The sequence below is a fragment of the Lacibacter sp. MH-610 genome (assembly GCF_045780045.1).
Classification (GTDB): domain Bacteria; phylum Bacteroidota; class Bacteroidia; order Chitinophagales; family Chitinophagaceae; genus Lacibacter.
This window is the reverse complement of sequence record NZ_CP116002.1, coordinates 2674720-2698480: the sequence shown is the minus strand read 5'-3', so window position 1 is coordinate 2698480 and position 23761 is coordinate 2674720. Positions and strand designations below refer to the sequence as shown.

At 41.8% G+C, this 23761-nt stretch carries 23 protein-coding genes; 15 read left to right on the top strand and 8 right to left on the bottom strand.

From position 1 onward, the window contains the following. Positions 1-48 precede the first annotated feature (48 nt). The gene (locus PDL71_RS12485; protein WP_407521494.1) at positions 49-1224 is read left to right on the top strand and encodes an AIR synthase related protein; all 1176 of its coding nucleotides are present in this window, start codon (positions 49-51) and stop codon (positions 1222-1224) included. Here PDL71_RS12485 and PDL71_RS12480 read toward each other — a convergent pair. Together PDL71_RS12480 and PDL71_RS12475 are read right to left on the bottom strand one after the other, a co-directional pair. Continuing rightward, complete coding sequence (locus tag PDL71_RS12480; RefSeq protein ID WP_407521492.1) at positions 1218-1652, bottom strand: hypothetical protein; 435 nt, start codon at positions 1650-1652, stop codon at positions 1218-1220. The genes PDL71_RS12485 and PDL71_RS12480 overlap by 7 nt on opposite strands. Positions 1653-1683: 31 nt before the next feature. Further along, positions 1684-2106, bottom strand: coding sequence for an energy transducer TonB (locus tag PDL71_RS12475; RefSeq protein WP_407521490.1), 423 nt, complete (start codon positions 2104-2106; stop codon positions 1684-1686). A gap of 62 nt (positions 2107-2168) precedes the next feature. On the opposite strand from PDL71_RS12475, the gene PDL71_RS12470 reads away from it, so the two are divergent. Further along, the gene (locus PDL71_RS12470; protein WP_407521488.1) at positions 2169-2855 is read left to right on the top strand and encodes a cell division ATP-binding protein FtsE; all 687 of its coding nucleotides are present in this window, start codon (positions 2169-2171) and stop codon (positions 2853-2855) included. Here PDL71_RS12470 and PDL71_RS12465 read toward each other — a convergent pair. Together PDL71_RS12465 and PDL71_RS12460 are read right to left on the bottom strand one after the other, a co-directional pair. Further along, positions 2836-3957, bottom strand: coding sequence for a glycosyltransferase (locus PDL71_RS12465; protein ID WP_407521486.1), 1122 nt, complete (start codon positions 3955-3957; stop codon positions 2836-2838). The two genes, PDL71_RS12470 and PDL71_RS12465, sit on opposite strands and share 20 nt — an antisense overlap. Further along, a complete protein-coding gene (locus tag PDL71_RS12460; protein ID WP_407521484.1) occupies positions 3950-5053 on the bottom strand; it encodes a glycosyltransferase in 1104 nt (367 codons plus the stop codon). Before PDL71_RS12460 ends, PDL71_RS12465 begins: the two co-directional genes overlap by 8 nt. 140 nt (positions 5054-5193) lie before the next feature. On the opposite strand from PDL71_RS12460, the gene PDL71_RS12455 reads away from it, so the two are divergent. The 8 genes from PDL71_RS12455 to PDL71_RS12420 all read left to right on the top strand — a co-directional run bounded on the left by PDL71_RS12455 (position 5194) and on the right by PDL71_RS12420 (position 11973). Continuing rightward, complete coding sequence (locus tag PDL71_RS12455; protein WP_407521482.1) at positions 5194-5691, top strand: nuclear transport factor 2 family protein; 498 nt, start codon at positions 5194-5196, stop codon at positions 5689-5691. Positions 5692-5810: 119 nt separating this feature from the next. Continuing rightward, positions 5811-6083: a 30S ribosomal protein S15 gene (gene rpsO / locus PDL71_RS12450; RefSeq protein WP_407521480.1), complete on the top strand. Its 273-nt coding sequence runs from the start codon at positions 5811-5813 to the stop codon at positions 6081-6083. Positions 6084-6236: 153 nt separating this feature from the next. Continuing rightward, positions 6237-8414, top strand: coding sequence for a polyribonucleotide nucleotidyltransferase (gene pnp / locus PDL71_RS12445; protein WP_407521478.1), 2178 nt, complete (start codon positions 6237-6239; stop codon positions 8412-8414). Positions 8415-8484: 70 nt separating this feature from the next. Continuing rightward, entirely contained in the window at positions 8485-9309 is an 825-nt protein-coding gene (gene prmA / locus PDL71_RS12440; RefSeq protein ID WP_407521476.1) for a 50S ribosomal protein L11 methyltransferase, read from the top strand. After that, positions 9306-9938 carry a glycerol-3-phosphate 1-O-acyltransferase PlsY gene (gene plsY, locus PDL71_RS12435; RefSeq protein ID WP_407521474.1) on the top strand — a complete coding sequence of 211 codons (633 nt, stop codon included), beginning with the start codon at positions 9306-9308 and terminating at the stop codon, positions 9936-9938. The genes prmA and plsY overlap by 4 nt, the downstream gene beginning before the upstream one ends. A 63-nt stretch (positions 9939-10001) precedes the next feature. Beyond that, positions 10002-10814 (top strand): M48 family metallopeptidase, encoded by an 813-nt coding sequence (locus PDL71_RS12430; protein WP_407521473.1) that lies wholly within the window; start codon positions 10002-10004, stop codon positions 10812-10814. A gap of 137 nt (positions 10815-10951) precedes the next feature. Then, a complete protein-coding gene (locus PDL71_RS12425) occupies positions 10952-11398 on the top strand; it encodes a hypothetical protein (RefSeq protein WP_407521471.1) in 447 nt (148 codons plus the stop codon). 56 nt (positions 11399-11454) lie between these two features. Further along, positions 11455-11973: a class IV adenylate cyclase gene (locus PDL71_RS12420; protein WP_407521469.1), complete on the top strand. Its 519-nt coding sequence runs from the start codon at positions 11455-11457 to the stop codon at positions 11971-11973. Here the strand turns inward: PDL71_RS12420 and dnaG are convergent. Next, positions 11970-13925, bottom strand: a complete 1956-nt coding sequence (gene dnaG, locus PDL71_RS12415; protein WP_407521467.1) for a DNA primase — start codon at positions 13923-13925, stop codon at positions 11970-11972. The two genes, PDL71_RS12420 and dnaG, sit on opposite strands and share 4 nt — an antisense overlap. 101 nt (positions 13926-14026) lie before the next feature. Between dnaG and prfB the strand changes: the two genes are divergently transcribed. Both prfB and pruA read left to right on the top strand, forming a co-directional pair. Beyond that, positions 14027-15122, top strand: a protein-coding gene (prfB, locus tag PDL71_RS12410; protein WP_407521465.1) for a peptide chain release factor 2 whose coding sequence is annotated in 2 segments (ribosomal slippage) — positions 14027-14086 and positions 14088-15122 — 1095 coding nt in all. Because the reading frame shifts where the segments join, the coding sequence is not laid out codon by codon here. 102 nt (positions 15123-15224) lie between these two features. Next, a complete protein-coding gene (gene pruA, locus PDL71_RS12405) occupies positions 15225-16856 on the top strand; it encodes an L-glutamate gamma-semialdehyde dehydrogenase (RefSeq protein ID WP_407521463.1) in 1632 nt (543 codons plus the stop codon). Between the two features lie 113 nt (positions 16857-16969). On the opposite strand, the gene PDL71_RS12400 is transcribed toward pruA, so the two are convergent. Further along, positions 16970-17755, bottom strand: coding sequence for a DUF2459 domain-containing protein (locus PDL71_RS12400; RefSeq protein ID WP_407521461.1), 786 nt, complete (start codon positions 17753-17755; stop codon positions 16970-16972). 35 nt (positions 17756-17790) lie between these two features. On the opposite strand from PDL71_RS12400, the gene pyrR reads away from it, so the two are divergent. From pyrR to PDL71_RS12385, 3 genes are all read left to right on the top strand, one after another. Then, positions 17791-18339, top strand: coding sequence for a bifunctional pyr operon transcriptional regulator/uracil phosphoribosyltransferase PyrR (gene pyrR / locus PDL71_RS12395; protein WP_407521459.1), 549 nt, complete (start codon positions 17791-17793; stop codon positions 18337-18339). Between the two features lie 24 nt (positions 18340-18363). Continuing rightward, a complete protein-coding gene (locus PDL71_RS12390) occupies positions 18364-19296 on the top strand; it encodes an aspartate carbamoyltransferase catalytic subunit (protein WP_407521457.1) in 933 nt (310 codons plus the stop codon). Between the two features lie 91 nt (positions 19297-19387). Next, positions 19388-19966: a peroxiredoxin-like family protein gene (locus PDL71_RS12385; RefSeq protein WP_407521455.1), complete on the top strand. Its 579-nt coding sequence runs from the start codon at positions 19388-19390 to the stop codon at positions 19964-19966. Between the two features lie 184 nt (positions 19967-20150). Here the strand turns inward: PDL71_RS12385 and PDL71_RS12380 are convergent, their stop codons facing one another. Continuing rightward, the gene (locus PDL71_RS12380; protein WP_407521453.1) at positions 20151-21677 is read right to left on the bottom strand and encodes an aldehyde dehydrogenase family protein; all 1527 of its coding nucleotides are present in this window, start codon (positions 21675-21677) and stop codon (positions 20151-20153) included. Positions 21678-21702: 25 nt separating this feature from the next. Continuing rightward, complete coding sequence (locus tag PDL71_RS12375) at positions 21703-23616, bottom strand: TonB-dependent receptor plug domain-containing protein (RefSeq protein WP_407521451.1); 1914 nt, start codon at positions 23614-23616, stop codon at positions 21703-21705. Positions 23617-23761 lie beyond the last annotated feature (145 nt).

The following is a 23761-nucleotide window of genomic DNA, read 5'->3' as shown; positions in this document are numbered from 1 at the left end:
ATTCATTTCATGTAAGATGGAAGGCATAGATTTGCAGCGATTTTATATATGAGCAACTCACTTTACAACCAGCGTGGCGTTAGTGCACAAAAAGAAGATGTACACAAAGCAATTCAGCATTTGGATAAGGGATTGTTTCCCCATGCCTTTTGCAAAATTTACCCTGATTATTTTACAGGTGATGCTGATTGGGTGAGTGTGATGCATGCAGATGGGGCAGGTACCAAGAGTATTCTTGCTTACCTGTACTGGAAAGAAACCGGCGATGCAAGTGTGTGGAAGGGTATTGCCCAGGATGCTGTTGTAATGAACCTGGATGATTTGCTCTGTGTAGGTATTTATGACAACCTGTTGTTTTCTTCAACCATTGACAGAAACAAAGCCGTGATTCCCGGTGAAGTGCTGGAACAAATCATCAACGGTACACAGGAACTGTTTGATAACCTGAAACAGTTTGGTGTAAACATTCATTACCTCGGCGGCGAAACGGCTGATGTGGGGGATGTGGTACGTACCATTGCAGTAAATGGCACCATGGGAGCACGTTGGCCCAAGAATAAAATCATCACCAATGAAAAAATAAAGCCGGGTGATATGATTGTTGGATTGGCTTCGTTCGGTCAGGCCAATTATGAAAGCAATTACAACAGCGGCATTGCCAGTAATGGTCTTACCAGCGCACGGCATGATGTGCTGAGTAAATATTATGCGCAACATTTTCCTGAAACTTTTGAACCCGGTTTGAAAGATGAGGTAGTGTATATTGGCAAGCATCGATTGACTGAAGAAATTCAAATCGGCCAACAGGCAACATCCATCGGCCAACTTATTTTATCTCCCACCAGAACTTTTGCTCCGGTGCTTAAAGAAATTCTGGTGAATCATTTTGATGCGGTACACGGATTGATTCATTGCAGTGGCGGCGGGCAAACCAAGTGTTTGAAATACCTGCCTGCAAATATGAAAGTGGTAAAGGATAACCTCTTTACACCTCCTGTTATTTTTGATTTGATCCAGGAGGCCAGTGGGGCTGACGCACGGGAAATGTACCAGGTGTTTAACATGGGCACCCGTTTGGAAATTTATACCAATGAGGCAAATGCACAGCAGTTTATTTCTATAGCCCAATCTTTTGGAGTAGAGGCACAGGTGATTGGAAGGGTAGAAGAGAGTAATAAGAAAGAAGTTGAGTTGAGAGTGGGGGGTCAGATGATTGGTTATTGAGGCTTATAAAATGTTACGTTTTGCATTCTTACACACTTCACATTTATGCCGTTTACTTGTGCCGGAATCCACTTAGGACCTTTCAGTAATGCTTTTTTGAAAATCTTAGCTAATTCTGAGTTATGCATATTTTGTGGTTCTGCTGCAATAACTGAACCGTCCGTTCCGATAATGAACTTAAAAACACAAACACCATTGCTAAATGGATCATCAATCAGATAGGGCAGGTGATCAACAATTTGCTTTTGAATGTATTCATTCCATTTCTTTTCTCCGCCAGGAAATTGGGGGTATACATCCGGTTTTGTATAAACTGAATCCGTATTAACTAAGCTGCTTTTGATAAAACTGCTATCTGTAATTTGTGCTGAAACTTTACTAATGGCGCATAAACCAATTACTACGAATAAAGAATGAATGCTTTTCATTTAATAGATTTCTTATTAGTTCAAGATATGTTTATTCGGGTGCTCTGAAAGTTACTTTTTGTCTTCTCCATGCTTTCACTTTTTTGCCGAATTGAATAGCTGGTTTCCAGCGGGGACCGTCTTTTATGGCTTCTATCAATAGTTTAGCTAATAACGATTTTTTCATTGTTAGGGCTTCTACGTTAGTTACACTTCCATCTTTATCAACTATAAACTGTACTTCGCAGGTGCCTACACTTGCTTTATTTCTGGAAAGCTTATCAATATTTCGTTCCAGAACTCCCTGTATATATTTTATCCATGCCGCATCGCCACCGGGAAATTCAGCCTCTATTTCTACCTTTTGAAATAAGGTGGTGTCTGGTTGTTGTGATTGACCTGCTATGCTGTCCTTTGGTTGTGCATTTGAAATGAGTGAGAAGAATAACAAAAGCGGAAGGATCATCTTTTTCATAAATTTTCATCAATGTGTTTTGAAGAAGGTGAATTACATATTTTTGCTGAAACACAAATATAATGGCTTCTATTGTACATATCGCCAACGCCAATATTTACCAAAGCGGTAATCTTATTCTCAATAATGTTAATCTCAATGTGGATCAGGGTGAGTTTGTTTACCTAGTTGGTAAAACCGGAACCGGTAAATCTTCTTTATTGAAAACATTGTATGGAGAATTACCATTAACACAGGGAGAAGGAACCGTGAATGGTTTTAACCTGCGTGATATGGACTGGAAGAAAGTGCCTTTCCTGCGCCGCAGCCTGGGTGTAGTATTCCAGGATTTTCAATTGCTTACTGACAGAACGGTGCATGAAAACTTACGTTTTGTTCTGAAAGCAACCGGTTGGAAAGATGAAAACCTGATGGAAGAAAAAATTAACGATGTACTGGATAAAGTAGGTCTCAAATCAAAAGGATTTAAAATGCCTTTTGAAATGAGTGGAGGCGAACAGCAACGTGTAGATATTGCCCGTGCCTTACTCAACAGCCCTAAATTGATTTTAGCAGATGAACCCACCGGTAACCTGGATCCGGAAACCAGCGATGAAATCATGAATCTGCTGTTCCAGGTTTCAAAAGATTATAACACTGCTGTTGTAATGGCGACCCATGATTTTATGGTGATCAAAAAATTCCCTGCAAGACTAGTAAAAACAGAAGGCGGTAAAGTAATTGATAACGCTACTGTAGAGCACGCATAAGCCGCTCCGCATTTGCTTTGTTGTTGAAATGTTTTTGCAGCAACCCCTGTCTCATTTCTTTATCATCATTGGAAAATGCGGTATGAAATAACCTGTATACGGTGTATTTAATCATGGCCGGGTTGTCAGCAATATGGCAGGCTTTTTCCAGTCCCGTGCCTTTCACCATGTCTTCATTGGTTACAATATGTCTACCGTTAAAGAGAGCATTTAATAGTTTAAGCTTAATGCCGCTGCTGGTAAAAGAAGGCATTACATGTACCTGGGCTTTTGCAATCAGATCATGCATCTCCGCTTCAGATGGGTTTTGAACAATGCAGGTATGTGGCCGCTCATGTGCCAGGTCTACCAATCGTTTGGGAGGATTCTTTCCCGCAACTACAAATGGAATTTCCAGTTCATCAAAAACTTTTTCCAGCAACCAGGTAGCAGCTTTTTCATTTTCAGCAACGGAAAGATTGCCATGATACAACGCAAATGTACCCAGACCTTCTTTGGCTGTTACCATCTGGCCGGGAATGAAAACGGGCAGGTATTCAACTTCACGAGCACCAAAACTTTTACGGTAATGTGTTGCATCTTTTTCTGATACAGTAAAGATCATTGCTTTATTGGCAATTTGTTTTTCATAACGTTCTAATAAACGGCTTTCATGATGCAGGTAGGCTTTCTTTACTAAAGAGCGCTCCCAGTTTGAAAGCTGTCGGTAATATTCATATTCCACATTATGCAGACGAAGAATTACTTTTCTGTTGTTAAGCAAACCTTGGTGCAAACCATAGGTGCAATGAATGCCTTCCAGCAAAACGGGATGCTGATCCTGTTGCAATCTGCTCCATAATTCAGGATTATTCCTGGAGGCTACAATATAGGGAAGCTTAAATGAAAATCCTTTATGCCCTTCATTACGACTGTAATAAAATACTTCTTCACAATACTTGTTTAACTCAGGTTGTTCTCCACGGCCGTAATCAAAACAATGCAGATGAATTTTTACACCCAGGCTGTGCAGTTCTTTGATCTTATAAAATAAATCAAATACACCCCCATAATCAACAGGGTAGGGCACATCCAGGCAAACGATATGGAGATGGTTATTCAAGAATCCGGGAATAAAAGGCGATTAATTTTTTTTCTTCTTCCTGCCAGTTAAGTACCTGCCTGGCTTTTGCACAATTGCTTTGCAGCCGCTCAAATAAAACAACATCATCAACTAAAAGGTTGAGTGCTTTGGCAATTGTTTGCGGCGATGTATCAGGAATTAATACAGCTACTTCAAACGCTTCATTGATTTGACTGTAAGCGGGGTAATCCATAGCTACCTGCGGTATTCCTGCCATGATGTAATCAAAGAAACGATTTGCCAGGCTCAGGTAATTATTTCGGCCATTATTTTCAAACAGCGTAAGACCGGCATATGCTGAAGCCGTAATTTCTTTTAATTCATCCGGTTTTAATTTTCCTTTCAGTATTACTTTATCTTCCAACCGGAGTTGATGAATCAGTTGTTGCGTTTGCGTATAAAAATTGCCATCACCATAAATGTGCAATGGAGCTTTTACTTCTTTCATGGCAGGAATGAGCGTTTCAAAACTCCGCCCCTCATTCACAGCTCCTTGATAGAGAAGGAGCTTTCCATTTCCACTACTGTTGACTGTTGACCGTGGACTGTGGACTATTTTCACCGGTACATTTCTGATCACCTCATATTTCACCCCATACATTTTTTCAAATTCATCAGCAATGGGTTTGCAAACAGTATAACCATGTTTAAATGCAGGAACGGTGAATCGTTCTATCCATTTCCAGCATTTATAAACACGAGGTCTGCTTACCACCTCTTTCATTTCGCAAAACAATTCATGAGCATCATAAATACGTTTAGATCCCTTCAGTTTGGAAACAAAATAAACAGGCAGTATCGTATCAAGGTCAATGGCACAAAGGGCATCGGCTTTCTGAAACAAGAGCCAAAGGAATAACCGGATATTGTATTCCGCATAAAATCCAAAACCTTTACTGAAAAAACAGCTCAATCTTTTTTGCTGAAATGGTTGCGGTGCCAGAGGGCGTGAGCCCGGCATTTTTCTGCCTGTGAGCGTCACTTCATAACCGTTTTTGGCCAATGAACTGCAGATGCGGATCATGCGCTGGTCAAAATTGAGATCGTTGGTTATAGTAAAGATGATACGGGGCAATGGTTATTCTTTTTCGGCGGCAATATAATACCAATTATATAGATTCTTCATTGAAAAAAGTATTTCAAAAAAACCATGCTCTTATGATACCGCTTGTGAGTTGTTGTAAATCTCATTCTTTCCCAAACTGTATAAATCAAATGCATTACTTATCTTACCCATCATTTGATTTCATGGAGCAGCTCATAACAAAATTTTACACAGCATTTGCCGGGCTGGATGCCGAAACAATGGCTACCTGCTACCACCCTGAGGCTGTTTTTAATGATGAGGCTTTTGTAAACCTTCGTGGAAAAGAGCCGGCTCAGATGTGGAAGATGTTGATTGAACAAAGCAAAGGGGAGCTGAAAATCAGTTTCAGCAATGTGCAGGCTTCTTCGGAAAAGGGCAGTGCTGATTGGGTGGCAACTTATAAATTTTCAGTCACTGGCCGCAAGGTCATCAACCATATTCATGCAGAATTTGAGTTTAAAGACGGTCTTATTTACCGGCATACAGATCGGTTTGACCTGCATAAATGGGCCCGGCAGGCCATGGGGCTCAAAGGTTGGTTGTTGGGCGGTTTTGGTTTTTTCAGGAAAAAGGTGCGGCAAAATGCCCGGAAGGCTCTGGACCGGTTTATAGAAAACAGAGGCTGAGTCAATGCGTTTTATCAAATATTCCTGCCTAAAATCTTCTCTCTTCCACGTTTTCCCCTTACCTTTGCCGCCACAAAATAAAGATGTAAACATTTGGATGTCATTTAAAAAATTTTGAGATGTCAGCAATTACAAAAGAAAAAAAAGCAACAATCTTCACCAATTTCGGCGGTAAAGCTGAAAACACCGGCTCTATTGAAGGTCAAATTGCCCTTCTTACAGAGCGTATCAACCACATTTCCGGTCATTTGAAGCAGAACAAAAAAGATTTCTCTTCAAACCGTGGTTTGATGCAACTGGTAGGTAAGCGTAAGCGCTTATTAACTTACCTCAGCAAACACAACCTTACCGGTTACCGTCAATTAATTGAAAAACTCGGATTACGTAAATAATCCTTATGAGCTTATAAATGAACATTCCCAACTGTTTTTATCACGGTTGGGATTTTGTTCTTTAAGCACAATTGTTTTTCAATTCTATTTTCTCATTATGAACCCGAGATTGCACTTGCTTTCCCTCAAAAGGGTTCCTTAAAACGTTGAAACATGTTATCACAACCAATCAGTAAATCATTCGATTTGGGCGGTGGCCGTATTGTTACCATTGAAACCGGTAAACTGGCCCGCCAGGCAGATGGTGCTGTAACCGTTCGCCAGGGCAACTGCATCCTGCTTGCCACAGTTGTTGCCAATAAAGAACCCAGGGAAGGTCAGGAATTCTTTCCACTTTCTGTAGATTACCAGGAAAAATTTGCATCTGCCGGACGTATTCCCGGTTCATTTTTCAAGCGTGAAGCAAGGCTGAGCGATTACGAAGTACTTGTAAGCCGTCTCGTTGACCGTGCTTTGCGTCCCCTGTTTCCGGAAGATTATTTCTGCGATGTACAGGTGCTTATCAATCTTGTTTCCAGTGATGAAGAAGTGATGCCCGATGCATTGGCTTGTTTAGCTGCATCCGCTGCACTGGCTGTTTCAGATATTCCTATTAAAGAAATTATTTCTGAAGTAAGAGTAGCCATGATTGATGGCGAGTTTGTGGTAAACCCCGGCCGCAGTGAATTGGCAAAAGCTACTTCTGATTTCATTATTGCTGCTACTGAAAAGAACCTGATGATGGTGGAAGGCGAAGCCAAAGAGTGCAGCGAAGAAGAACTGGTACGTGCACTGGAAGTAGCACATGATGCCATCCGTATTCAAATCAAAGCACAGCAGGAACTTCGTGAAGCAAAAGGTGTAACTGGTAAAAGAGACTACACCAAACCTGTAACGAATGATGAACTGCAACAAAAAGTAACTGCTTTTGCAAAAGATAAAGTGTACGAAATCTCTAAAAGCGGCAGCAGCAAAGCAGAGCGTACAGACGCTTATAAAAAATTAAAAGACGAACTCATCGAAAGTCTTGGTACTGAAATCACTGATGCTGATAAGAAATTAGCAGGTAAGTACTACGAAGACCTGAAATGGGAAGTAGTTCGGGATATGATTCTGAATGACCGCATCCGTTTGGATGGCCGTAAGCTGGATGAAGTTCGTCCGCTGGCAATGGAAATTGAACCCTTGCCAACACCGCATGGTTCTTCACTGTTTACCCGTGGCGAAACCCAATCTTTAACTACCGTAACGTTGGGTACCAAACTGGATGAGTTGTTAATAGAAAGCGCTGCTAACAGCAACTACACAAAATTCTTTTTACACTATAATTTCCCACCGTATTCAACCGGTGAAGTGAAAATGATGCGTGGTCCAGGCCGTCGTGAAGTAGGCCATGGTAACCTGGCTATGCGTTCACTTAAGCAAATGATGCCTGGAGGTGAATATCCTTATACCGTACGTGTAGTGAGTGATATTCTGGAGTCAAATGGTTCTTCCTCTATGGCTACTGTTTGTGCCGGTTCACTGGCGTTGATGGATGCAGGTGTTCCTGTTCAAAAACACGTAAGTGGTGTGGCAATGGGATTGATTACACGTGGTGATGGTAAGTATGCCATTCTTACGGATATCCTTGGTGATGAAGATCATTTAGGTGATATGGACTTTAAAGTAACCGGTACCCGTGAAGGTATTTGCGGTGTGCAGATGGATATTAAAGTAGATGGTTTGAGTATGGATGTAATGCGTGAAGCATTGAACCAGGCTAAAGCAGGTCGTTTACATATTCTGGATGCCATGTATGAGTGTGTAGCAGAACCAAGACCTGAGGTGAAACCACATGCACCAAGAATGGAGAAACTCTTTATTGATAAAGAATTTATCGGAGCGGTTATCGGGCCCCAAGGCAAGGTGATCCAGGAAATTCAGCGTGAAACCGGAACCACCATTACCATTGAAGAAATCGGTAATTATGGTGAAGTGAGCATCTTCTCACCTGCAAAAGAAGGACTGGAGAAAGCTGTAGCATGGGTGAAAGGTATTGTAGCTGTTCCTGAGGTAGGTGCTGTTTATGAAGCAACAGTAAAAGGCATTAAAGAGTTTGGTGCTTTTGTGGAGTTCCTGCCCAAGAAAGAAGGTTTATTGCACATCAGCGAAATCAGTTGGAAGCGTTTGGAAAGTATGGAAGGTGTATTGAAAGTAGGTGATGTGGTAAAAGTAAAGTTGATTGGTCTTGACCCACGCACCGGCAAATTCAAACTCAGCCGTAAAGTGCTGATGCCAAAGCCGGAGAGTGCCCCCAAACCACAACAGCCTGCACCTCCCAAACAGGAAGATGGTGAAGAGCGTTTGTAATATCTGAATGAACAGAGATAACTTTGAGTCCTGCTGATGAAGCAGGACTTTTTATTAACAGCAATCAATAATGGAAAACGTTATAGAAATTACCATCAACACAACTGATACAGCGCAAAAGGAAATCCTTATTGCACTTCTTTCCCATGAAGGCTATGATGGGTTTGAAGAAACAGATGCTGTTTTAAAAGCCTGTATTCCTGAAACGGCATTCAGCAAGGAAATACTCACCGATTTATTACAACCCTTTGAACTCAGCTATCAGCAGCAACTCATCGCTCCAAGGAACTGGAATGCAGAGTGGGAGAGCAGTTATCAACCGGTAGTGGTAGAAGATATTGCTGCCGTACGTGCCCACTTTCATACGACCATCAGTAATGTGAAGTATGAAATCATCATCACACCCAAAATGAGTTTTGGTACGGGACATCACGCCACCACCTGGCAAATGATGAAATTGATGCAGCAGGTTGATTTCAATAACAAAACTGTTTTTGACTTTGGATGCGGTACGGGTATACTGGCCATACTTGCTGAAAAAATGGGTGCTTCTCATATACTTGCCACCGATATTGATGACTGGTGTATTGATAATACCGTTGAAAATGCAGTCATGAATCAATGCATCCATATTCAGGCTGTTCAAAGTGATGTGCCGCCATCGAATGAAATATTTGATATCATTCTTGCCAATATCAACCGTCATATTCTCCTGCAGTTTATGCAGCAACTTTCTTCGCTACTTCAACCAAAAGGTTATTTATTCATCAGTGGATTTTATGCAGAGGAAGATGAATTGCTGTTAAACGAAGCAGCCAAATACAACTTGCAACGCATTACTTCATCTCAACGTCAAAACTGGAGTTGTTTGATGTTGCAAAAAACAACTTCATGACCTGGTTGTGGCTTATGATAGCAGCTTATTTGCTCGGTTCCATACCCACAGCGGTATGGGTGAGTAAAACCTTCTTTGGTATCGACATCAGGGAGCATGGCAGTAAAAACATGGGCGCATCTAATACCTTTCGGGTATTGGGTACCGGTTGGGGCATCTTTGTATTACTGGTGGATATGGGTAAGGCAGCTGCTGCTGTTCAATTGGCCCGTTGGATTGATGCATCCGTATGGCTGGGTTCTGAAACAATGTTCTGGCAACTGCTGTTAGGTTTGCTTGCTGTTGTGGGGCATCTGTTTCCTGTATTTGCAGGGTTCAGAGGTGGAAAGGGTGTGGCATCTTTATTTGGTGTGGTAATAGCTATTCAGCCGTGGACGGCTTTAATCAGCGTTGGGGCATTTATACTGGTGGTGGTGCTTACAAAATATATTTCGCTTGGTTCGTTAACAGCAGTATGTGTATTTGCGGGTTCGGTTTTGTTTGCCATCAAAGAAGAAAATATTTATTTCAAATGGTTTGCTATACTGTCGGCCGTGCTGGTATTTGTATTGCACCTGCCCAATATCAAACGATTGTTAAAAGGAACAGAGAATAAACTCATCTTCCGGAAAAGAAAAAAACAGGATTAACTTTATTTAAGAAACATCCAAAAGAATGGTACGTTAATTGAAATATATTGAAAAACTCACATTATGAACAGAATACTTCTAACCATCAGCACAGTAGCAGTTCTTTTTATTGGTTGCGCCAAGAACCAGGTTACAGGCCGTAAGCAGTTAATTCTTTTGCCCGAAACGGAATTGCAGAACATGGCGTCGCAGCAATACAAACAGTTTCTTACTGAAAATAAAGTGGTAGCTACCAATGTTAACAAGGATGCAGAAATGGTGCGCCGTGTAGGAACAAGGATTGCCTATGCCATAGGAAAGTATTATGAGCAGCAGGGTAAGGGTGATATTCTGAACGGTTATCAATGGGAATTTAATTTGATTGACAGTAAGGATGTAAACGCCTGGTGTATGCCCGGTGGCAAAGTAGTGGTTTATACCGGGTTGTTGCCGGTAACACAGAATGAAGCGGCGCTTGCTGTGGTAATGGGTCATGAAATTGCACATGCTATTGCCCGCCATGGAAATGAACGGATGAGCCAGGGTGTAATGCAGCAATTAGGCGGCGTAGCCTTATCAGTAGCGGTAGCTAACAAGCCTTCTGAAACTCAGAATCTTTTCCTGCAGTCGTACGGTATTGGTTCCACCGTGTTGGGAACACTTCCCTTCAGCCGTAAGCAGGAAACAGAAGCAGACCGTTTCGGGTTGATTTTTTCAGCCATGGCCGGCTATAATCCCAATGAAGCGATTCCTTTCTGGCAACGGATGGCGCAGGTGGGCGGCGGTCAAAAACCACCTGAATTTTTGAGTACACACCCCAGCGACGAAACCCGTATTGCCAATATGCAAAAGTTCATTCCGGAGGCCATGAACTACTATAAACCCATTGGAAAATAACCGGTTAGCCAGAAAATGAAAGAAAACCTTGGTTTTGTTTAATAAAACATACAAATAAGTTTATCAAAAGCCGTTTCGTAGAGGGTAAAATGCTTAATTTTGCCCTCTCTTTTTTAGTTCTCACCAAAAATTACAGTATGTCTATTTCTCTGTTGGAAAAGCTCCAGTTTAATGAAGAAAAAAACTTACTTATCCAGGGTCTTCCTTCCTCCATCGAGAAGCATTTTGTAAAACTTTCCTTTGCTAAGAACGTAACGCCTCTCCTTCGCACCAAAAAAATTGATTTTGCCCTTGTATTTGCGGTAAATCAAAACCAGTTAAATGGAATCCTGAAGGAAGTGTTACCGGCATTATCTCCCAAGGCTAAGTTCTGGATTGCTTCTCCCAAGGCCACTTCTAAAATTGTAAGTGACCTGAACCGTGACGGAAGCTGGCAGTTTGTGTGCCAGTGCGGATTTGATACCTGCGATGAAGTAGAACTGGATCACGTATGGACTGCCATGCGTTTTGAAAGAGCTATTGCATTGCCACCCAAAAGTACACGTACCAACCGTGCTTCCCGTTTAAGCCCGGCTGAAGCTTAACACATCGGATTTAAATTTTTTACTGGCCGTCTGTTAAGACGGCCTTTTAGTTTACTATGAACCATAACAATATTGAAATCAAGGCCCGCTGTGCAGATGCCGCCTTCATCAGAAATTATCTACAGCAACATAGTGCGGATTTTAAAGGAACCGACTTCCAGACAGATACTTATTTTAACGTTCACCACGGTCGTTTAAAACTGCGGCAGGGGAATATTGAAAACTCATTGATCTTTTACCAACGGGAAGACAAAGCAGGACCCAAACTGAGCGAAGTGACTTTGTTTAAAGTAAAAGAAGAAAGCGAACTGCTTAAAAAAGCTTTAACACAGGCCAACGGAGTGAAAGTAGCTGTAAGGAAGAAACGGGAAATCTATTTTATTGAAAATGTAAAATTTCATATTGATGAAGTGGAAGGCCTTGGCTCTTTTGTGGAGATCGAAGCAATTGATGTGGATGGCAGCAAAGGATTGGACTTCATAAAGCAACAATGTGATTTTTATGTAGCTGCATTACAGATAAAAGAAGAAGAATTGCTTACGGAAAGTTATAGTGATATGCTGATGAACTCTTAACGTACAATTACCGTTCCCAAAGTTTTCACCAGTTCTGTTTCCAGTTGTTTTAAATGCTGATGCGTTTTGATGAGTGTAAATAACTCCTCATCTGTATGCGGCTTTTCAAGATCACGCTGGTTCTCATCAATCATCGCTTTGATCTTGCGGAGTTTCAGATAAGTGAGCACAGAGTAAATTTCTTCTTTGTACAGATCTTCCCGTGAAGGTACCAGTACTTCATAAGGCGCTTCCTTCCAGTTGGGACTTATTTCATGTTTGATATCTGCCAGCGATACCACATTCTTGCTGATGTTCTGGTTTTCATGAAAGAGGAAATTCTTCATCACCGGTTCCAGTCCATCATTGTACCATTGCTGATACAGATTGATAATTTCAACCAGGTCTGCATTTTCAATCATGCCCCATTCTTCACCTTCGGCTAAAATATATTGGGCTACCGTTCTTGTTTCATCCCAGGGCAGCAAACCAAAATCCAGTAAACAGCGCACCAGCGCCCGTTCATGTTGTTCATCCCGGTTAAAGAATTCTGTGAGTTCTTCCTCCGGCGAAGTAGTTGTTTGTGCATCCGGCAAAGGCTCAACGGGTTGTTTTTGTTCCAGCTTGTTTACCCGCTCACGAATGAATTTGTTTACCAGTGCATGCAAACCTGCTTCATCAATCTTTAAGAGCTGTGCACTTTGTTTGATGTAATCCTGCTGACGTGTAAAGTCTTCAACTTTATTAATACGGCTGATGCTTTCTGCAATCGTATTAACAGCTCCTGCTTTTTTGGTAGAATCATTGCCGGCATCTTTCAGCATTACTTCCAACTGAAAGAGGATCACATCTTTTTTATTCTGCTTGATGAAGTCAATAAAACCTGAAGCACCTACTTTATTTACATAGCTGTCCGGGTCTTCATTATCCGGAATCAATACCAGCTGCACATTCAAACCTTCTTCCAATGCCAGGTCCAAACCACGCATGGCTGCTTTTACACCGGCAGCATCACCATCATACAGTATGGTTAAGTTGTTGCTGTATTTTTTGATAAGCCGTAACTGATCCGGCGTAAGCGAAGTACCACCGCTGGCCACTACATTTTCAATACCCGCCTGGTGCAGTGAAATCACATCTGTATATCCTTCTACCAGTAAGCATTCATCATTTTTATCAATGGCCTGTCGTGCGAAATAGGTACCGTAGAGAATTTTACTCTTGATATAAATTTCATTCTCCGGTGTGTTGATGTACTTGGGTGCATTTTCTTTTTTGCCAATGACACGTGCACCAAAGCCAATCACTTTACCGGTGGCATTGTGTACCGGAAAGATGATACGTTCCCGGTAGTTATCCTGCAATTCACCATTACGTTCTGTAACGATGCCTGTTTTGGTTAAGAGTTCAGGATTGTATTGTTGCTGAAGCGCTTCTTTTGTAAAAGCAGTACGTTCCTGCGGTGAGTAGCCGAGTTGAAATTTTTTGATGATATCTTCCCGGAAGCCACGCTCTTTTAAGTAACTCAAACCAATGGCCTTTCCTTCTTCTGTTTCAAACAACTGGCGGCTGAAAAACTGCTGTGCAAAATTGTTGATGATGTAAAGACTGTCTGCCGTTTGCTTTACCTGCAGTTGCTCCGGAGAAGAATAAGTTTCTTCAATCTCCACATTGTATTTAGCAGCCAGCCACCTGAGTGCATCTACATAGGAATACTTTTCATGCTCCATCAAAAAGCTCACCGTGTTGCCACTGCGGCCGCAACCGAAACACTTGTAAATTTCTTTGGAAGATGAAACCGTGAAGGAAGGTGATTTCTCATTATGAAAAGGACAGAGGCCCAGGTAATTGGCGCCCCGTTTCTTCAATTTTACAAACCCGCCGATGACTTCAATAATATCGGAGCGGTTGAGAATTTGCTGTATGGTATCCTGGCTGATCACGGGCGGGCAAATTACGACTTTTGAGGTCATTTGCCGCCATTATAACTGAAAGATGAAGTGAGTGACACAACGAAGATGCCATGAAATACAATAGCATGTAAAACGATGTTTTCCCTTACTTTTGCAACGCTATGACAATCGAAAAATTGAACGATATAAGGGAACGCATTCTGGTCCTGAGGAGGTTTCTTTGACGTCGAGAACCGACAATATAAGATAGCCGAAGACAAACAACTCTCACTGAGCCCCGGTTTCTGGGACGATAACAAGCGGGCTACAGAAATTCTCAAAGAAATCAAGAACAACGAGTACTGGATCAACCTGTATGAACAAACCAATACAGCAGTGGAAGATTTTGCCGTATTGTTTGAGTTTTGGAAGGGTGGTGATGCCACCGAGGAAGAAACCAAAGAAGCATACGAAAAATCCATTGCTGCTATTGAAGATGCAGAGTTCAAGAGTACATTGAATCAGCCGGAAGATGAGTTGAGTGCTGTGTTGCAAATCAACTCCGGTGCAGGTGGTACGGAAAGCCAGGACTGGGCACAGATCCTTGCACGTATGTACCGCATGTATGGTGAAAAGCAGGGATGGAAAGTAACGGAAGTGGATTGGCAGGATGGGGATGGCGCCGGTATTAAAACCTGTACCTACCAGTTTGATGGTCCGTTTGCATATGGCTTTTTAAAAGCGGAGAGCGGAGTGCATCGTTTGGTTCGTATTTCACCGTTTGACAGTAATGCACGCCGTCATACGTCCTTTGCCAGTGTATATGTTTATCCGTTGGTGGATGACAGCATTGATATTGAAATCAAAGACGCTGATGTAAAAATGGAAACGGCAAGAAGCGGTGGCGCCGGCGGACAAAACGTAAACAAAGTAGAAACCAAAGTTTTCTTAACGCATATTCCAACGGGTATTACGGTGGTTTGTCAAACAGAACGTTCACAGTTGGGCAACCGTGAAAAAGCGATGACGATGCTCAAAAGCCGTTTGTATGAAGAAGAACTTCGCAAACGCAATGAAATACGTGATGCCAATAATGCCAATAAGAAAAAAATTGAGTGGGGCAGCCAGATACGTTCGTATGTATTTCATCCGTACAAGATGATTAAAGACCACCGTACTGAGTTTGAAGTGGGCAATGTGCAGCCGGTGATGGATGGTGAGCTGGATGGATTTATTAAAGCGTACCTGATGAATGAGAAAGAAGCGGAGGCGAAGTAAAACAATTTGAAAATTTGAAAATGAGTTAATTTGAAAATTATCAGATTACTCGTTTAATTAATTTTCAAATCTTCAAATTCATAAATTTTCAAATTATCTCTTATGAACCTCGGATATTTCAATTACCCCATGCCTGTTAATGAGCCCGTGCTCAACTATGCACCCGGTTCGCCTGAACGTAAGCGTTTGAAAGAAGTGCTGGCTGAATTAAAAAGCACAACGGTTGATGTACCTATGTACATCGGCAATAAAGAAGTGCGTACCAATAAAAAAGTTGCCATGCATCCGCCGCATGAAATTGCACATACACTGGGCCATTTTCATGCGGGCGAAGAAAAGCATGTACACCAGGCCATTGAAGCGGCATTGGCAGCAAAAGAAAGCTGGGCTAATATGAGTTGGGAAAGCAGGGCCAATATTTTCCTACGTGCAGCTGATTTGATTGCTACCAAGTATCGTCCGTATATGAATGGTACCACCATGCTTGGACAAAGTAAGAATGCATATCAGGCAGAGATTGATGCGGCTTGTGAAATCATTGACTTTCTCCGTTTCAATGTGCATTTCTTAAGTGAAATTTATCGTCAGCAGCCCATCAGTGGTCCGGGCATGCATAACCGTATGGAGTATCGTCCGCTGGAAGGATTTGTACTGGCCGTAACACCGTTCAACTTTACAGCAATCGGTGGTAATCTTCCCACCAGTGCGGCCATGTGCGGTAATGTGGTAGTGTGGAAGCCTGCCAACACTCAGGTGTACAGTGCACAGATGTTCATGCGTATTTTGAAAGAAGCAGGATTGCCGGATGGTGTGATCAATTTGATCTATGTGGATGGTCCTACCATTGGTCGTGTATGTTTCAATCACAGGGAGTTTGCGGGCGTACATTTTACAGGAAGTACAGGTGTGTTCAACAATATGTGGGAAACCATTGGAAAGAACATGAGCATGTACCGCTCTTACCCTCGAATTGTAGGTGAAACAGGCGGTAAAGATTTTGTGTTGGCACATAAGAGTGCGAATCCTGATGTAGTGGTGACCGCTTTGCTGCGTGGTGCGTTTGAGTTCCAGGGACAAAAATGTTCCGCTGCTTCACGTGCCTACATTCCCTCTAACATGGCAGAAGAAGTAAAGAAGAAATTGATCGCCGGTGTTAAGAGTATGAAGATGGGATCAGTAGAAGACTTCACCAACTTTATCAATGCGGTGATAGATGAAAAGAGTTTCAACAATATCAAAAACTATATTGATAACGCTAAGAAAGATCCCAAGGCTGAGATATGGGTAGGAGGTAAGTGTGATAAGAAAGAAGGATACTTTGTACAACCCACCATCATTGAAGCCAAAAAGCCTGATTATGTAACCATGTGCGAAGAGATCTTCGGTCCCGTGCTGACGGTTTACATTTATCCTGCTAACAGCTTTGAAAAAGCATTGGAGCTGGTTGATACTACTTCACCTTATGCACTCACCGGTTCCATCATTGCACAGGACAGAGATGCGGTTGAGTTAGCTACTTCCAGATTGCGTAATGCAGCCGGTAACTTTTATATTAATGATAAACCTACAGGTGCTGTTGTTGGTCAGCAGCCATTTGGTGGTGCAAGAGCCAGTGGCACCAATGACAAAGCAGGAAGCATATTAAACTTATATCGTTGGTTGAGTGCACGTACCATTAAAGAAACATTCAATCCTCCAACGGATTACAGATATCCATTTATGGGAGAGGAATAACAACCACCTCACCCTTAATCCCTCTCCCAGGGAGAGGGAAAATCAATGCACAGCCCTCGCTTTTTGGAGGGCTTTATTATTATTATAAAGTTTGAAATGTGTTGACTAAAGAACTAATGATAAAGTGGTAGTTCATTTGTTTGGATTGGTAATACGGCGCCGTCCTTCTCTTTCGGAGAAGGATAAGAGGATGAGGTGGTAGAAGGAGAACGAAGATGGCGTTTTAGTTGATAAAACACTCCCCACCCAAACGGACTGAACGTTGCATTCCGCACACCACAGGCATTCAAAGCATCACTGGTAAATTGGTTACAGGTATTGAAGGAATTATAATTACGATTGCTCAAATACAAATAATCCCAACCATAATATCCATTGTAGGAACGGATCGCCGGCTTATCGTTATTGATGACAAAGCCATTTTTGAGGAATGCAATGAGTTGGAGGTATTGTTCTTTGCTGAGGTATCGTTTCACAGTTACCGGGTGCTTCAGTGGCCATAGCTCATTCATCCACTGCACATGCATTACACTTTTGTTCCGGGGCGAAAAAAAGATTTCCAGTGTTGTTCGGATTCCTTTGGGCTTTTGCTCCACTCCTGCAAGGGTCCAGTCATATTCGGCCCATGCAAAATTAATGAGTGTAGTATTGGTGTGTTTGTTCCGGATGGTACTGTCATCAAACCAATCCATCCAGTTGATGATTCCCAGTGAATCTTTCACCGGCAAGTACAATTCAGTGTGAAACCCATCGCCGTGAATGTATAACGAAACGCCTTCCATATGCAAAACTTCATTTGTATTTCTGCCCCAGAATGCACCAATGATGGCAAAAAGGAAAAAAAGAATCACCACATCGAAAAATAACTGTACTACTCTTACGGCAACAGAATATATCAAACGTAGAAATATCATTTGTTCCTTAAGATAGGAATTTGAACCGAACTGTTTATTTTTATCAAAATTTAAAGCAGTTGAAAACCATTCTTTCCAAAGATCAATTACATCTCACCATAAAGCGTTTGAGCCATCAGCTCATTGAACAGCATTATCCGTTCACCAATACAGTGATCATTGGTGTGCAACCAAGAGGTGTTCATTTAAGCGATGCGATTGTAGCGCAAATCAAAGCGGAGCACCCGCAACTGCAGCTGCCTTACGGTTTGCTCGATATCACCTTTTACCGTGATGATGTGCATAAAGAATTGCATATTGCCAATCAAACCACCATCAACTTCAGCATTGAAAACAAACATGTGATTTTGATTGATGATGTATTGTACACCGGCCGCACCATTCGTGCTGCCATGGATGCTTTGCTTGATTTTGGCCGCCCGGCCAAAGTTGAGCTTTGTGTACTTATTGACCGCCGGTTTAACCGCCAGTTGCCCATTCAGCCGGATTATACGGGCAAGGCGATTGATTCCATCTTAAGCCAGAAAGTAACGGTGGACTGGGCAACACCTCAAGTTGTCTTGTATTGATAAACCCTTTATCTTTGATTTTTAATGCAACTATCCACTCGTCATCTCCTCGGCATTAAAGATCTACAGGCATCGGATATTCAATTAATTCTCGACACAGCCACTCAGTTTAAAGAAGTTTTACAGCGACCCATTAAGAAAGTCCCGTCACTACGTGATGTTACGATTGTGAACTTGTTTTACGAAAATTCCACCCGTACCCGTATTTCCTTTGAACTGGCTGAGAAACGTTTAAGTGCTGATACCATCAACTTTACGGCTTCCGGTTCCAGTGCGGCTAAAGGTGAAACACTTTTAGATACGGTGAATAATATTTTGAGCATGAAAGTGGATATGGTGGTGATGCGTCACAGCGCCAGTGGAGCTCCGCATTTCTTAGCACAACATATACCCGCAGCCATTGTAAATGCCGGTGACGGTATTAATGAACATCCCACACAGGCATTGCTGGATGCGTTCTCCATTCGTGAAAAGCTCGGAACTTTAGAAGGAAAGAAAGTAGCCATCATTGGAGATATTATGCACAGCCGTGTGGCGCTGAGCAATATTTATTTGTTGAAAAAAATGGGAGCAGAAGTAACCGTAGCCGGTCCGCCTACACTCATCCCAAAATATCTGCAACAGTCCTTTGGTGTAAACGTTTCTTACAATATCGAAGAAACATTGAAGTGGTGTGATGTAGCCAATGTGCTGCGTATACAGTTAGAACGACAGAATCAACCTTTATTCTCTTCTCTTCGTGAATATAATCTTGCTTTTGGCATCAGCCGCAAATTGTTAGACTCACTGCAAAAAGAAGTAGTGATCATGCACCCCGGCCCTATTAATCGTGGAGTGGAATTAGATAGTGATGTGGCTGATAGCAAACAATCCATCATCCTTCAACAGGTAGAAAATGGTGTAGCTGTTCGGATGGCGGTGTTGTATTTGCTTGCGGGTAAGAGGGCAGAGGGTTGATGTAGTTTTTTTTCTTTAGCAACTTTTCACTCTGTCATTGCTCTGACAATCTTCATCAACTTCAAGATTTACTTTCGGTGAAATTATTAACATGAAAAGAATTCTTATCATCTGTTCCGCTTTATTTATCAGTATATTTTCTATTGCACAGCAGCCCGAGGGTTTATTGGTTGGTTCAAAAGCTCCTGACTTTACGTTGAATGACCAATCAGGAAATTCCTTTCAACTCAAAAAAGAAAGTAAAGATAAAACAGTTATCCTCATTTTTTATCGTGGTCAATGGTGCCCTTATTGCAGTAAACAACTAAAAGGATTGAATGATTCTATGCAGTTAATTTCTGAAAAAGGAGCAACAGTTGTTGCTGTTACTCCTGAGGTACCTGAAAACGTAGCAAAAACAATTGAAAAAACGAAAGCTTCCTTTCTAATACTTTCAGATTCGGGCTTGAAAGTAATGAGTGATTACAAGGTAGCATTTGCGGTAGATGCTGAAACAATTGAGCGATACAAAAAATACGGAATTGATTTTGACAAAGCCAATGGGGTCAATGGTGCAAACCTTCCTGTGCCTGCTGTGTACATTATTAAAAACGGGAAGATTGTTTGGCGTTATTTTGACAAGGACTATAGAAAACGGCCATCAGTAAATGAGATTGCTGCACAGTTGTAAAGTTTAAAGTGATTGTAAACCCATTAATGTCAACTCTCGGTATTCATTTGAAAAATCATGGCTAAAGCCAATTCATTTCTATTTTAACCAGCCGCTTAAAAGCGACGGTTATAAAAAACATAACCCCGACTTTCAAGTCGGGGTCTATTACAAAAACGTATTGGCTTTAGCCCTGATTTACTTTTTACAAATCAAACTGTATCCCCTGTGCCAATGGAAGATTGGTGGAATAATTAATGGTATTCGTTTGCCTGCGCATATAATTTTTCCAAGCATCGCTGCCGCTTTCACGGCCGCCGCCTGTTTCTTTTTCTCCACCAAATGCACCACCAATTTCGGCACCGCTGGTGCCGATGTTTACATTAGCAATACCGCAATCACTTCCTGCACTTGAAAGAAACTGTTCTGCTTCACGCATGTTCAGCGTCATAATAGAAGAGGAAAGTCCCTGTGGCACACCATTCTGTATGGCTATCGCTTCATCCATCGTTTTATATTTCAGCAAATACAAAACAGGTGCAAAAGTTTCATGCTGTACAATTTTGTAATGCGGTTGCGCCTCCGCAATACAGGGGCGCACATAACAGCCGCTTTCATAACCGGTTCCCTGGAGTACTTCACCTTCCACTACAAATCTTCCGCCTTCTGTTTTGCACTGTGCAATGGCTTTTTCATAAGCCGCTACTGCATCTGTATCAATCAACGGACCTACATGATATTTTTCATCCAACGGATTACCGATCTGCAACTGTGCATATGCAGCTACCAGTTTTTCTTTTACGGTGTCATAAATACTTTCATGAATGATTAAACGACGGGTAGTAGTACAACGCTGACCGGCGGTACCTACTGCTCCAAACAAAGCACCACGAATGGCAATATTCAAATCAGCGTGTTCGCTGATGATGATGGCATTGTTACCACCCAGTTCTAATAAACTTCTTCCCAATCGTTCTCCAACAGCAGCACCTACCGCTTTTCCCATACGTGTGCTTCCTGTTGCTGATACTAATGGAATACGTATGTCATGACTCAACCATTCACCTACTTCACGTTCACCCACTACCAAACAACTTACACCTTCAGGCACATTATTTTTTGCAAACACTTCTGCAATAATTTTTTGACAGGCTACAGCACAAAGAGGTGTTTTTTCTGATGGTTTCCAGATACACACATCACCACATACCCATGCCAGCATACTGTTCCAACTCCACACTGCTACCGGAAAGTTGAAAGCAGAAATAATTCCAACCAATCCCAACGGATGCCATTGTTCATACATACGATGCAAGGGACGTTCGCTGTGCATCGTTAAACCGTGTAACTGACGACTGAGACCGACTGCAAAATCACAGATGTCAATCATCTCCTGCACTTCACCATAACCTTCCTGCAGGCTTTTGCCCATTTCATAACTCACCAATTGACCGAGTGCCTGTTTTTTGGCACGCAGTGCTTCTCCAATCTGCCTCACAATTTCACCTCGTTTAGGTGCCGGCCATGTGCGCCATTCAAGAAATGCTTCCTGTGCTTTTTGAACAGTCGCTTCATACGCTTCTTTATCAGCACATACAACAGAAGCTATTTGCTTTCCGTCAACAGGAGAAGCGGAAGTAATTGTTTTTCCTTTGCTTGCTGTATCATGCACTCCTGTTGAAGCACCATGATTGATTGAAGCAATGTCAAGTTGTTTTAAAAAGTCCTGCATACAATCGTTTTATCTTTTAAAGTATTTATTGAAAATTGATACGTACACCAGCCATTAGCCAGCGGTCAGGCATAATGCTGCCAAGGATATCGCTATAACTTTTATTGAATACATTATCAGCCTGTACAAATAAACTCACTTTCTCATTAATGAACGCATCTGCACGAACATTGAGCAAAAAGTAAGAAGTGGTTAATGGTACAATACCTGCCGGTGCAGTGGTCTTGTTTCTTGCTTTATACAAACCATTGATGTTTATACCAAAACTTTTATAACGGTAACTGGTAAAAAAGTTCACGAATTCTTTTGCATGGTTTGATACATATAAAGAGGGAATGGAATCACTGCTTCTGCTGCGCATCCAAATAAAACCTACTCCTCCGTTGATGGTATGTTTTTCAGCAAAAGTATGCGTGTATTGAATATCTGTTTCTATACCTGTTGTGTTTACTTTCGTAATGTTGGAAGCAAGGTTGTAAAATGCATTGGGTATTAAGTTTACCTTACGGGGCATAGAAGCATAAGGTGTTCTGATCCAGTCTATCAAATCTGTATGAAAACGTTCAAACCAGGTAGTAGATACTTTCAGATTTTTTGTAAGAAAATAATCAACACCAAATTCATAGTTGATGGATGTTTCTGCAGCTAAATCCGGGTTGCCGATACGGCTGCCGCCGGGCACATTGGTTCGCTGATAGTTATTGAACCGTTCTGTAAAATCAGCATCACGTGCCGTACGGCCGATATTAGCACGGAATAAAAACATTTCATAACGGTAGTTGGCATTGAGTTGTGGTAATAATTCCCAGCCGCTGCGCTCATTCCATTCTGCTCTTAAACCGGGATTTAAATAAAAAGACTTGCCGATTTTAGTATTGTACAACGCAAAAAATCCGGCATTGCTTACAGCGTGATTACCACGATCGTTTGATGTAATGGAACGCTTGATCACTTGTGATCCGAAAGTAACCTGTGTATGTTCATTAATGCTGTAGTTATAGATACCCAGCGCCTGCAGCATTTCTGAATTGTTGATGTTGGGGTTCAGGTTTTTATTAAAACGATATACGTCTCTGGCGGATTTAGCACCAAGGTCAAGTGAAAACGAATGTTTCTTGTTTTGAAATTCAGTTTTGAGATGATGCCATTTGCTCTTTACAGTTTCAGTGGCAGTATCACTCAGGAAGGAGGTATAAAAATTTTGTGCATTAAAATCACGGTCATCTAATCCAAAGCGGTAAGCTACACTCCACTTGTCACCAATTTCCTGTTTGATAGAAGCTGATACCGTGGTTAAGTTAAGATAACCTTTCGTGCCACGGAGTTGTTGCCCGTTTGCATTGTTAGTGATGATACCGGCTGAAGCCGTTGTTTTGTTTTTATGAAATCCGGCACCTGCCTGTATGTTCAACAAACCGAATTCACCTGCTGTGAGTTGGGCATTGGCTTTATAACCATCTTTCAGTTTTTTTCCGGCAAATGTTTTGGTAATGATGTGAACCACGCCACCAACAGCTTCTGTACCGTACACTGCAGAAGAAGCACCTTTCAAAATTTCAATACGCTCAATCTCTGCAGGCGCAATCGGAATATAGGAATTGAAATGTCCAGTAAGCGGATCATTTAAACGGATGCCATCCAGAATAATCAACACCTGCTGAAATGTTCCTCCACGGATGGTGATATTACTTTGTGCACCCATAGGACCACGGCTTTGTACTTCCACACCAGGTATATAACGGATCAATTCATCAATAGATTGAACAGGTAATTTTTGAATCTGCTCACCTTTTATAATCAGAATATTACGTCCTGTTTTAGAAGCGCTGATCGGTGTTAAGGTAGCTGTTACAGTAATGGGGTCAAGTTCTTTATCGTCCTGTGCATTCGTAAAAAGTACAGGTAATAATAACAGGTTAAAGAGTATTAAGCGAATCATTCTTTTTTTCTTTGCCGCAAAGATAGGCTTTTGAAAATACTTTGCTGATATACGGGGATTACAGTACCGTAATTGATGCAGGGAGCAACGCTTTTTGCAGGTAATGATTCATGCCAAACCGGGCAGCATCAGTGCAGGGAAATGC